Below are 12,529 nucleotides of genomic sequence, written 5' to 3'. Positions count from 1 at the left end.
TCTATAAAAAAATATGATACTGATAATTGCTAAACATTGAGATAACAAATTTTTTTGATAAAGAATTGTTAGCAGTCTAATGATAAATAAAGCGATGAATTGAAAGAGGGTGAATAAATCTGACCTGTCATTCTTTTTTGTTTCTTCCAAAAATACGATATATAATTTAGTGGACGATCTTCCTATATAAATTAAAAATACCACAGCCGCAAGACTGTGATAGAGAAAAAAAACAGGCCCTTAAAAGGGCCTGTCCGTCATTACAAATTAGATTTTTGTAACGTTAGATGCTTGAGGTCCGCGTTGGCCTTCTTCAACATCAAATGATACTTCTTGACCTTCGTCAAGAGTTTTGAATCCTTCGCTTTGAATAGCTGAGAAATGAACGAATACATCTTGTCCTTCTGATGTTTCGATGAATCCGAATCCTTTTTCTGCATTAAACCATTTAACTTTTCCTTGCGCCATATTAATAGCCTCCTCGTGTATCCTTACACAATGTATTACTATTCTTGTCCAACATATTCAGGGCGATAGTTTCAAAACTAATCTTTCCTTACACTCCGAACAAAAATAATCTCTTTTATAATAACAGATAGTGGAAAACTTAGCAAATAAACTATGAATATTTATTAAAACTTCTTTAAAAAGATAGAATATACCTAGTCCCTACTACAAAAAAACTATGCTATTCTTTATAGTAAATAAGAGGTGAGGCAAGTATGGAAATTCTAATTGATTCTGCTGCAAAGAAGTGGATACATGCAAAAGGAAGCCATTTAACAATTAAAAATCTTATAGTTAACAGCTGCTGCTCTCCTGGCATTCAGGATACTATTGCTGTTCCAGGAACACCCAAGGATTTAAATCGATTTAAAAAAATGGTCGTTGAAGATATTGAGATTTATCTTGAAAAAAATATTAAAATCCAGGGAAGTGTTTCCATCAAGCTTTCTGGTTTCGGGCTTTTAAAGTCTTTATCTGTAACAATATAAAAAGCACCCGTTCAAATTTGAACGAGTGCTTTTTATTACATCGGTATCTCTTTTGAAGTTTGTTTAACAAGTTCTGCTTGCGGAATTTTCCAAAGCTCAATCCATCTTTTAATGGAACTGATGATAATGATTACGCCAAGTGTCAACATGATGATCGAAAGGACACCATTTAAAACATTAAAGCCCGGATTATCTGGGTTTAAATAAACATTTTTAACCATCCAGTACCCAGCTACGTTTACTGTTACATACAAGTAAGCAAGCGGTACTAAGCATGTCAGCATATACCAACGTTTATCAGCTATCTTCAAGACAACCGTTGCACCAACAATCAGACCAATTGAAGCCATGAGCTGATTGGATACGCCAAACAGTGCCCATACAGAGCTGATGTCCCCTGAATATAATAGATACCCCCAGAAGAAACATGCAATCGCACTCGCTATAATATTAGCTGGCACTGAATCTGTCTTCTTCAATGGCTTGATAAAGTTGCCAAAGAAATCCTGAATTAAGTACCGCGCTACACGTGTTCCACTGTCGATAGCGGTTAATATGAATACAGCTTCGAATAATATAACAAATTGATAGAAATAAGCAGCCATTTTCTCAAATAAAGGAATCTCTGTGAAAATATATGTCATCCCTACAGCTAACGTAACTGCTCCACCTGTTCGTCCTTCTAAGTCCATTCCTATTTCTTCACTTAATGTAGCTAAATGAACCGTTTCCATTCCTAAAGTTTCAAACTTTTCTGGAGTTGAATTAATTGCGAAATAATCGCCAGGCATTAAAGATACAGCAGCGATTAATGCCATGATTGCTACTAAACACTCTACAAGCATGGATCCGAAGGCAACACCTTTAGCATCTCTCCAGCGATTAATCATTTTTGGAGTTGTGCCTGATCCCACGAACGCATGGAAGCCTGATATTGCACCACAGGCAATAGTAATGGATACAAACGGCCATACCGGACCGGCAATAACTGGACCACCGCCATTAATAAATTCAGTAAAAGCCGGGAATTGAACTGCTGGATTAACATAGAATACTCCTAGAATTAACGCAACAAAAACACCGATTTTCATGAATGTACTTAAGTAATCACGCGGTGCAAGCAATAACCATACAGGAAGCGCCGCTGCAAAGAAAGCATAAATAGGAAGTGCAAGTGCAAGTGTGCTCTTCTCTAATGTTAATACATCACCTAACCAGGTTCCTTGAATATTCGGGCCAAAAATAATTGCTAATAAAATAAGTCCAAAACCTACAATTGTTGCTAATTTTAAATTTCCAGTCTTCTTATGATAAAGACCTACTGCCATTGCGATTGGAATCGTAATACCAACTGTAAAAGTACCCCATGGGTTATGTTCCAATGCACTTAAGACAACTAGAGATAAACCTGCCATGGTAATCGTAATGATGAACAGCATCGCGATACCCGCACAAAATCCTGCAACAGGTCCAAGCTCTTCTTTTGCTACTTCAGATAAGGATTTACCATCTCTGCGCATGGAAGCAAAAAGAACAACCAAATCATGTACTGCCCCTCCGATTACTGCCCCGATGAGAAGCCATAACAGTCCTGGCAAGTAACCAAACTGAGCTGCTAAAATTGGGCCAACTAGCGGTCCCGCTGCAGCAATCGCCGCAAAATGGTGACCAAACGTGACCCATTTGTTCGTGGGCACATAGTCTTTACCATCTTCTAATTTATGAGCTGGTGTCGGTTTATCATCAAGTTGATCCAGCTTTAGTACTTTTGAAGCAATGAATGTACCGTATAAACGGTAAGCAATTAATAGAATACATATAGAACCAATTACTATTGTAATCGCATTCATCCTTATTTCTCCCCCCATCCTTCTTGTCTACAAACCTAATTTTACAAAAAAGAAACGCTTTCATTTTGTTTTCAAGTTAAAAGACATGAATGATTGGCTGAGTTGCATAAATGAAATGACGAAATACAAATTTTCAGAAACCTATATGTTTTTTCAATTCTTTAACATATGTCCTGCTCACTGGAACTTTCATTTCCCCTTTCATTATTAAATTGAAAGTTGAATTGACCCATGGCTCAATTTCCTGAACGTGATCAAGGTTCACGATATAACTGCGATGAACACGGAGGAATTGACATGGATTTAATTTTTTCTCCAATACAATTAATGCGTCACTCACAATATATTTATGCTTCAAAGTATGAATCATACACTTGCCTTCAAACGTCTCTAAGTGAATATCGGTTAAAGTGATTAACACGATTCTCTCATCTGCCATCACTGCCAGCTTGCCGTTTCTATTCATTTCTGGATGTGTTTGAATCGGTTTCTCGCTATTAATCTCTTTTACTTGCTTTAATTTCTCCAGGGTTTTATGCAGCCGCGCTTCATTAATGGGCTTCAATAGATAATCTGCTGCATTGAGATCGAATGCCTGAAGCGCATACTCGTCGTAGGCTGTAGCAAAGACAATTGCAGGCTGCGGTTCAACTGATTCTAACCATTTCGCTAAATTCAATCCATTTCCCTCTGTTAATTCAATATCAAGAAACACGATATCAGGCTTTAGCCGCGGGATTTCTATGATTGCATCATCTATGCAATCACTCTCTCCAAGTACCTCCACCTGTTTACTTCTTTGCAGCAGATATTTGATTTCGTCTCTTGCTAAAGGTTCGTCATCCACTATATACGCTTTTAACATCTTGATCTAAAACCCCTTTACTATTGAGAGGAATAGTAATACTTATTTCTGTTCCACCCTCGTTTTTACTTTCTATTGTTAAATGAGCATACTCGCTATAGATCCCTTTCAGCCTTTCACATATATTAAAAAGTGCTGTACCATTTCCTTTTTGTGAAGGTACGACTTTCTTCCCTAGCCATTCCATCCTATCCTTCTCAATGCCTTTTCCATTATCAGACACTACAATATGAAAATATTTACTCTCAGAGAATATACGAATTTCGATTTCACCTATTCGATTGTTTTTTGGAAATCCATAATTAATCGCATTCTCAACTAAGGGTTGTAAAATAAATGGTGGAATCAGCACCTTCTCTAAACCTTGTTGCATTTCAAAATTAATCTTAAACTTATCAGGAAAACGCGTTTGTTCCAAAGAAGTATAGGCATTCACATTTTCTATTTCCTTTTCTAAAGGGATCAATAACTGCCTGGCGCCTTGAAGATTTCCTCTAAAAAATGAGCTGAGCTGCAATAGCAACTGTCTAGCTTTATTCGCATCTGTTCGGCAAAGAACTGAAATGGTATTAATACTATTAAATAAAAAATGCGGATGAATCTGAGCTTGCAAAGCCTTAATTTCTGCATCCTTCAAAAGCTTCGTCTGCCTCTCTGCTTCTGCAAGCTCGAGCTGGGTTGAGAAAAGATTTGCTAAACCCGCTGCCAATTGCTCCTGCACTTTATCCAATTTTTCCGGGTAAGTATAATACATTTTTAATGTGCCGACGATTTTTTGCTTTACCTTTAAAGGCAGGACCACAGCTGCTTCTAATGGACAATTTTCATGAAAGCAATAAATATCTTTTTTCGTTTTGGCTACGGCGATGTTTCCTTCTTCCAATACTTTTCTAGTCAGATTCGTACCGATTCTTCGATCTGAAATGTGGTGGTCAGAGCCTGCTCCTACATGGGCAAGCACATCGGTATCATTGGTAATTGCCACTCCATCTGCTTCAGTTAATTCCAGCATGATTTGCGAGATTTCCTTACATGAATGAACATTTAATCCTTGGCGGAAAAACGGCAGAGTTCGATCGGCAATTTGAAAGACCATATTGGTTTGGTTTGCTCTTGCACGAACCTGATCACGCAGGGTGGACTGGATGATAAACATAAATAATAAAGTGCCAAATCCATTGATTAATATCATCGGAACCCCGATGATTTGCACAAGATTCAAAGCTTGCTCGAATGGTTTAGCAAAAACTAGAATAAGAATCATCTGCAGAGCTTCTAAGCTCATGCCAATTCCTACAGCAAACCCGGTAGAAATGTTCTTTCCCTTTTGCTTTCGTTTCATGCCAAAATAACCTGCAGCCACTCCAGCAATTATTGTTGAAAGCGAGCATGATAAATCTGTAAATCCACCGAGCGAATACCGGTGAATTCCCGCCATCAAGCCTGCACCCAGCCCCACAGTCGGGCCGCCTAATAATCCGCCGATGACCACACCCATGACCCTCGTATTGGCCAAGGCGCTTTCTGGATTCAATTCCTTCAGCCATTCTGCTTTACTGACTGTGCTTTGATAAATCTCAATTCCTGTATAGTTGCTAATCACTCCAAATGTACCGAACAGCAGGATAAGCAGAAGCTTTTCATTGAGACTATGCTCTTTTTCAATAATCTGCCGGAATGATTTTATCTGCGATAGCAAAAATGCCACAATAACGATAATGCCAACTTTTTCAATCATGATCGGAGCTAGACTGAGCATATTTACCATTCCTTTTTTGTTATCATTAAATTTAAAAAACTAGCTTAACTAATTATAAGAAAAATTCCATATAAAGATAGACTGGTAAACACAATCTCTTTTCAATATATTTTCTATTTTCCGACTAATTAATTTATAATATATCTATTAGTATACTGGGAGGCGTTTCATTTGAGAATACTAGTTGTCGGCGCAGGTGCCATTGGCGGTTATTTTGGCGGAAGACTTTTAGAAAAGGGGAAGGATGTGACTTTTCTTGTAAGGGAGAAAAAGCAAAAAAAACTGGATAAGGAAGGTCTCATCGTTAAAAGCAGTTACGGTGATATCTGTTTGCCTGCCACAACAATTACTAGCTATGAAAAAAGCGAACCATTTGATGTGGTTATGATATCGACAAAAGCCTATCACCTGGCAGATGCAATGAACGATATTCAGCCATTCATTAATGAGGAAACGATGATTCTTCCGTTGCTTAACGGGGTTTCCCATATTGATGATTTAACATCTGTCTTTGGGGAAGAACGAGTGATTGGCGGTTTATGCTTTATTGAATCCACCCTTGCAGAGGATGGAACTGTGGTGCATACAAGTCCAATGCATGAGCTCGTTTTTGGTGAGCGATCTGGAGAAAGCACACAGCGCATCCTCGCCTTGGAAAAGGTTTTCTCCGGCACAGTAGCAGATATTAGACGATCCGATCAGATAATGACTGATGTTTGGCAAAAGTATTTATTTATCGCAACAATGAGCGGAGTAACCTCCCTCTTTCGTTCAACGATTGGGCCCATTAGAGAACAGCCAACCGGCATGGCAACGATAAAAGGCTTGCTTGCTGAAGCATATGAAATAATGACATCGGCTGGAATGCCTGTTGATTCACGAATCATTGATGTCCAGTTAAATAAAATCAATTCACTTAATGCCAATATGAAATCTTCTCTGCAGCGCGATATGGAGAAGGGACAGCCGCTGGAAGCTGAGCATTTCTTTGGCTATCTCCTGCAAAAGGCAAAAGAAAAAGAACTGGATACTCCAGTCCTTTCATCTGTATATGCAAATCTAAAAGTATTTGAAAACACAAAACAGACATTTACTCGTTGATCATTCAGCGAGTAAATGCTTTACCCAAGTCTTGTTTGGGCAGCTGGCTGATATTTCCTCATTGGTCCTTTTGTAAGTGCATCCTTCATATATAACTCGCCGTTTGGCCCTGTTTTTTTCATTAGCTCCATTAAATATGTAATATCATCCATCGCTCTATGAGTCTGGTAATTTGTGATTTTATGCGATTGCAATAACGTGAGCAGTTTACTATTTTGAAACCCATATTTTTTCCATGGAATGCCCCTCATTGTGCAATACCAGTTCAATTCATTGATATCTTCCGGATACATCCGATATAAGAAACTACGATCAAAAGATGCATTATGGGCAAAAATGGCATCTGAATGATAAAAGAATTTTTTGATCAACCGATCATCAAAGCTTTTGCCTGCCACCACTTCATATGGGATGCCATGCACCTTAAAAGCACTGCTGTAATTCCTTCTTGCTGTTTCAGATAAAGGCTCCCTTAAAAACGCACCCTCGTCCTTTATATCAAGGATCTCTCCTGTTTCCTCATGAAAAGAAAATAACTTAACTGCCAACTCAATCATTTCATCTGAATTTGGTCCAAGCCCTGTTGTCTCTACATCAAGAACAAGACCCAGTTTTTCGTTGTTTTGCAATGTGATCCTCCTCTTGCCATTTTTTAAAGCATATAATAGGATTGAGAGAAATTCCAGCAGAAAGGATGGATGGACATCACATGATAGCCATTATAGTGATAGAATTATTTATTGCTTTATTATTCATCATAATGGGCTGGATAGTCCGTTTTAAAAAAGTATACGGACTTATCTCTGGCTTTAATAATCGACCGGAAGAAGAACAAAAACAGCTCATTGAAAATGGATATCCACAAAAAACGGGCAGCTTGCTTCTTATTACCGGCATCGGCATGATCGTCCTTCTGCCTTTAAACCTTGCCTCGTTTACATACGCAACTGAAATGGTGTTTGGGTTTATGCTTATACTATTGCTAGGCGGGATGATTTATATTTCTAAATTTGAGGTAAGTCATAAAAGGAAGCGCAGCTACCTTGTTAGCTCGATATTATTTTTTGTGATTGTAGGCGGAATCGCTGCTATCACCCTTTTTAGCTATCAAGGGTATAGCTTGGTCGTTAAAGACGACAGCTTCGAAGTCACTGGAATGTACGGTAAAGAGTGGAATTATGACAGCATAACTGAAATAGAGCTACTGGAGGAGCTGCCTGAAACAACATGGAAAGAAAACGGCGTTGGACTGCCTACATTATCGAAGGGGCATTTTAAGGTTGAGGGGTACGGTAGCAGTTTACTACTCTTTATACAGCATCACTCTCCGCCATACATTTATATACAAGCCGGTGACAAGCCTATATTCATTAATGATAAAGATCCTACGGTGACTAAGAAATGGTTTTCTCAAATAGAGGAAAAAATAAAGAAGGGTTCAGAATAGGATTTGCATCAATATTATTTGGGTGTATTCTAGCTGGGTCCGGTCTATTATTCTGAATAAATCGGACCGCGATTGCTTTCCTCATTGACAAAATCTATGGAACTGTCTCTCCCTATGTAGAAATTAGCGGAAACATGCAAAGCATGAATTCGCTTTTCAACCGGATTTATGCCTTTTTCACGAAAAGAACTGCACTCTCATTTGGGTGCAGTTCTTTTCGTCTTCCTTATTAACTTCTAAACCTGAACTTTCTCTGCAATAGCCATTTTTACTTCTCTGTTTTCAAGTTCATTCATGTGTACAAAGAAGGTTTTTCTCCATAGGTGGTAGGCAACCATCCCTATTATGCCAAGTCCGCATACAGTCATTGTTATCCACAGTGGAAACTTATCTAATATCGCTCCAAATAGGATATATCCGAGCGGCGTCATGGCTGTTGCTCCCATTTCTAGTAGTGCCGTGACTCTACCTCGATAAGTATCTGGCGTACTTTTTTGCAATAGAACCATTACAGGCATATTGATGAGCATGATGAATGCTGAAAGTACGAAAACCAATATCATGAGATAAGGAAACACAAAAGCATTGGATATGCCCATTAATGCTGGCAAGTCAGGCATGCCCATTAATATTAATGTGATTGGCAAGATGATTAGCCCTATGGTGATTGCCCGATCCTTCCTTTTAATTTCTCCCCTGGTAGATAATATTACTGCCATAATCAGCATTCCTACTGAGAATGTTCCTTCAATGATGCCAAGCTGATAAGCCTGCATTCCTCTAATTTGCAATACAAGATAAGGCATTGCCACAGGGAAGATGGCAAACCAGAAGTTCAGCCAAACTGAGATGAAAATTAAATTAAAAATAAATGGTTGATTCTTTACATAAACAAAGCCTGATTTAATATCCTGAAGGACGCTGGAAGGGGCTGCTGCCACTTTTTCTTCAGCAAAAAGATTATATTTGATTAATACACTGGCAATTCCTGAAATAATAAAAGTAATCGTATTGATCAGCATGAATGTCTCGATAGGAACCATTGCAAAAAGAATTCCTCCTAGAACTGGACCCAAAATAGTTGATAAGGAAACAGCTGCTTGGTTTAAGGAGAATGCTTTCTGTAGATAGTCGGCACCGACCATATTATGAATGGCAGATGTGACTGCTGAGGAGTAGAATGTGTTGAGGATGCCTAGTACCGCTGCTGCCAAGTATAAAACCCATATTTCTGAGTAAACGAAGTTGAATAGAACAAATATGATACCTAACCAGATTGCACAGGCAAAATCGGTAGTGATGATGATTTTTTTTCTATCCATTCTGTCGGCGAGTGTCCCTGCTAATGGTGAAAGAAGAATCCGCGGGAGCGTGCTTAGGACAAGTGTAATGGCGAAGCTTAGGCTGGAACCTGTTTCAGCGAGAATATATAACCCTATTGCAAAGCCGAAAACGGAAGAGCCTAATACTGCTGTAAACTTTCCAATCATGAACAATATTAAATTATTTCTGACCGCTGTTATCATGTTACTACTCCTCCTGGCCATCGCTTATTTTATTAAAGATTGCTGCTACTTGATAAGATGAACGATTGGGCTGATCCTTTATAGTCCTTTTGATATATTTAATGAATAATTCTTCGATTTCATGATTAAATTCTTCTTTCTCGGCATTGTTCAAGCTGATATTAATTGATATTTGTTCTTCATTTTCTTGATTGGTCATTTCAGTATTTTGTTTACCCATACTAAAATGTGTTGCTTTTGAGAGATAATACTTTTCAATAATCCCCCGATTCTCCTTCGTCTCTACAAGTTCAATAATGCCATGGCTCAATAGCTGTTGAATGTGGTAATGAATGCTTCCTGCTGTCTTACCCATTTCATCTGCAACCTGCTTCGCCGTCTTTGGATCTTCTGCCAACAAATAAATGATTTTTGATCTTAACGGACTTGAAATGACTTTTTGCTGCTCCAATGTTATATTCATCATTTTCTTTTCCACTCTATTTCGAACCCCTTTCTATATTTCCTATTCGATTTAATTTTATTATACATTCTAACTTTTTAGAATGATATATATTTTGTTATTATTCCAAATCGTTTTTATCCACTGCGCTTTTTAGAGTGTTGTTGGGTGCTTTGTCGGTGCCTGTCACCCCCACATTTCTACAAATTTCGACATTTGAAGGGCGTGAAAAAGCGATTCACATGGGGGATGTGAATCGCTTTTTTTGTTCTTTTTTTTATTTTGGTGATTTGCTGATTTATTGATTAATGAATTTTTTTTATTCATTTGTGTGTTTCGCCGTATGTTATCCACTATTCATAATGTTCAGTGAGAACACATGATTTATTCATTAACTTCCGTGTTTATACCGCTCGTCCCCAGTGACGGTGATCGGTGATGGCATTGATTAATTCCTTGCTAAAGCCTGTTAAGTCATCTGAATTTTGGACGGCTACGATGCCTTCGTCAGTATAGACTTTTCCTTCTGTATCAGGGATATCGTCTATTCTCGCCTCTTTTGCAAATTGAATACCCTCATTTACGACTCCAATAGGTTTGAAGTGTTTATACGCATGGGCAAGGAAAGCAATCGCATCAAAATTTGCAGCAAGTTTATCTACATGTTTGCCGCCGGGTACATATACCGCATCATATAGAACTGAATCCGCTGTTAAGAATGTTTTATCTACTTCCAGCTCTTTACCTTCCTCGCTAGCTATCTTGCCTAAAGCCGAGCTGATTATTTCAGGGATGATCCCATCCTTCTTAAGTTGCTCAACTATGGTTTCTATTTCAGCATGAGTATAGCCACTCTCCGCTAGTATGGCAACTTTTCTTGATTTAGGCGTCTTAATTGTATTTTCTTGACTCAAGGCCGGTGACGATTTTGTAACCGTTGATTCATTTTCACCTGCTGGCTGACTCGCACCAATCCCTTTTGCAATTTCCGAGGCCAACTCAGCATCAACATGGCTGAACATATCTACAACCTGCTGCTGTACTTCCTTGCTCTCTACCTTTCCGAGTTCAAAGTGAAAAGCACTAATGATATGCTTTTTCTCCGGTTCAGTCATGCTATTCCAGAACATCTTTGCCTGGCTGAAATGATCTTTAAAGCTATCGCTTCGCGCACGAATTTTACGTCCTTCAATCTTTTCTTCATAATGAACATATCCCCCCTCTTCTTCTGTTGCAGGGCTCGGATCATTATTTTGCAAAGAATTTTTATGATAAGCGACCGGGCCTTTATTAATTGTCATGCGATGCTGGCCGTCATATTGGTTATTATGGAATGGACAGACTGGTCGATTGATTGGAAGCTCATGGAAGTTTGGGCCGCCTAAACGGATGAGCTGTGTGTCTGTGTATGAGAAAAGTCTTCCCTGCAGTAACGGATCATTTGAAAAATCAATCCCTGGGACAACACTCCCGGGATGGAATGCGACCTGTTCAGTCTCTGCAAAAACGTTATCCTGATTACGATTTAAAGTCATCTTACCAATCTTTTTAACTGGTACTTCTTCCTCAGGCCACAGCTTAGTTGGATCAAGAATATCAAAGTCAAATTTGAATTCATCCTCTTCATCAATCATCTGCACGCCAAGTTCATATTCTGGATAGTTGCCCATTTCAATTGACTCCCACAAATCTCTGCGATGGAAATCAGGGTCTTTTCCAGCGACGGTAAGCGCCTCATCCAATACTAATGAATGCACCCCCAGAACCGGTTTCCAATGAAACTTAACAAATCGCGATTTTCCTTGTTCATTAACAAATCTAAAGGTGTGGACACCGAAGCCTTCCATCATGCGATAGCTGCGGGGAATGGCCCGGTCAGACATGGTCCACATCACCATATGGGCTGTTTCCTGGTTGTTTGCAACAAAATCCCAATGTGTATCATGAGCAGTAGATGCTTGAGGCATTTCATTATGAGGCTCTGGCTTGAATGCATGAACCAAGTCTGGAAACTTAATCGCATCTTGGATGAAAAACACTGGAATATTGTTTCCAACGAGGTCATAATTCCCTTCTTCAGTATAAAACTTTGTTGCAAATCCCCTTGCATCACGGACTGTATCACCAGAACCTCTTGAACCGGCAACAGTAGAGAAACGCACAAACACAGGCGTCTTCACTTCAGGATCTTGAAGAAACTTTGCTTTTGTATAATCCTTCATTGACTCATACACTTCAAAATAGCCATGTGCACCATACCCTCTGGCATGGACAATTCGCTCAGGAATGCGTTCATGATCAAAATGCGTCATTTTTTCACGAAAATGAAAGTCCTCCATCAAAGTTGGGCCTCTCTCCCCAGCCTTCAGGGAATGCTCATCCTCTGAAACACGGAGGCCTTGATTCGTTGTCATCTTCTTCCCGCTATTATCTACACGGTATTCTTCTAACTGCTCCTGTTTACTATTCTCATTGATTGTCTTTGTTTGCTTCTTATCCAAGTTTATATCCCCTTTCATTGGTAAAATCCTAATCTATTAATAT

Annotated in this window: 11 protein-coding genes; 3 read left to right on the top strand and 8 right to left on the bottom strand. The window is 38.9% G+C overall.

What is annotated here, in order from left to right; all coding sequences use genetic code 11:
- Window positions 1–267: 267 nt before the first annotated feature.
- Window positions 268–468 (bottom strand): cold-shock protein, encoded by a 201-nt coding sequence (locus J2S17_RS16370; RefSeq protein WP_307476667.1) that lies wholly within the window; start codon window positions 466–468, stop codon window positions 268–270.
- A gap of 254 nt (window positions 469–722) precedes the next feature.
- Between J2S17_RS16370 and J2S17_RS16365 the strand changes: the two genes are divergently transcribed.
- Window positions 723–995: a CC/Se motif family (seleno)protein gene (locus J2S17_RS16365; protein WP_307476665.1), complete on the top strand. Its 273-nt coding sequence runs from the start codon at window positions 723–725 to the stop codon at window positions 993–995.
- A 35-nt stretch (window positions 996–1,030) separates the two neighbouring features.
- Here J2S17_RS16365 and J2S17_RS16360 read toward each other — a convergent pair whose 3' ends face one another.
- The 3 genes from J2S17_RS16360 to J2S17_RS16350 form a co-directional block, all read right to left on the bottom strand.
- Window positions 1,031–2,845 (bottom strand): carbon starvation CstA family protein, encoded by a 1,815-nt coding sequence (locus J2S17_RS16360; RefSeq protein ID WP_307476663.1) that lies wholly within the window; start codon window positions 2,843–2,845, stop codon window positions 1,031–1,033.
- Between the two features lie 133 nt (window positions 2,846–2,978).
- Complete coding sequence (locus J2S17_RS16355) at window positions 2,979–3,710, bottom strand: LytR/AlgR family response regulator transcription factor (RefSeq protein ID WP_307476661.1); 732 nt, start codon at window positions 3,708–3,710, stop codon at window positions 2,979–2,981.
- On the bottom strand, window positions 3,685–5,469 hold the full coding sequence (locus tag J2S17_RS16350; protein ID WP_307476659.1) for a sensor histidine kinase: 1,785 nt from the start codon (window positions 5,467–5,469) through the stop codon (window positions 3,685–3,687). Before J2S17_RS16350 ends, J2S17_RS16355 begins: the two co-directional genes overlap by 26 nt.
- 171 nt (window positions 5,470–5,640) lie before the next feature.
- Between J2S17_RS16350 and J2S17_RS16345 the strand changes: the two genes are divergently transcribed.
- A complete protein-coding gene (locus J2S17_RS16345) occupies window positions 5,641–6,570 on the top strand; it encodes a ketopantoate reductase family protein (RefSeq protein ID WP_307476657.1) in 930 nt (309 codons plus the stop codon).
- A 20-nt stretch (window positions 6,571–6,590) separates the two neighbouring features.
- Here J2S17_RS16345 and J2S17_RS16340 read toward each other — a convergent pair whose 3' ends face one another.
- On the bottom strand, window positions 6,591–7,199 hold the full coding sequence (locus tag J2S17_RS16340) for an exonuclease domain-containing protein (protein ID WP_307476656.1): 609 nt from the start codon (window positions 7,197–7,199) through the stop codon (window positions 6,591–6,593).
- 41 nt (window positions 7,200–7,240) lie between these two features.
- On the opposite strand from J2S17_RS16340, the gene J2S17_RS16335 reads away from it, so the two are divergent.
- A complete protein-coding gene (locus J2S17_RS16335) occupies window positions 7,241–8,017 on the top strand; it encodes a DUF3784 domain-containing protein (RefSeq protein WP_307476654.1) in 777 nt (258 codons plus the stop codon).
- A 236-nt stretch (window positions 8,018–8,253) separates the two neighbouring features.
- Here J2S17_RS16335 and J2S17_RS16330 read toward each other — a convergent pair whose 3' ends face one another.
- From J2S17_RS16330 to J2S17_RS16320, 3 genes are all read right to left on the bottom strand, one after another.
- Window positions 8,254–9,543 (bottom strand): MFS transporter, encoded by a 1,290-nt coding sequence (locus J2S17_RS16330; protein ID WP_307476652.1) that lies wholly within the window; start codon window positions 9,541–9,543, stop codon window positions 8,254–8,256.
- Between the two features lie 4 nt (window positions 9,544–9,547).
- Window positions 9,548–10,021, bottom strand: coding sequence for an ArsR/SmtB family transcription factor (locus J2S17_RS16325; RefSeq protein WP_307476650.1), 474 nt, complete (start codon window positions 10,019–10,021; stop codon window positions 9,548–9,550).
- 368 nt (window positions 10,022–10,389) lie between these two features.
- Window positions 10,390–12,486, bottom strand: a complete 2,097-nt coding sequence (locus J2S17_RS16320) for a catalase (protein WP_370875047.1) — start codon at window positions 12,484–12,486, stop codon at window positions 10,390–10,392.
- Between the last annotated feature and the right edge of the window lie 43 nt (window positions 12,487–12,529).

It is taken from the genome of Cytobacillus purgationiresistens, assembly GCF_030813235.1.
GTDB classification, from domain to species: Bacteria; Bacillota; Bacilli; order Bacillales; family Cytobacillaceae; genus Cytobacillus; species Cytobacillus purgationiresistens.
Note: the sequence above shows the minus strand (reverse complement) of the source record. Positions and strands in the feature narration are given on the sequence as shown.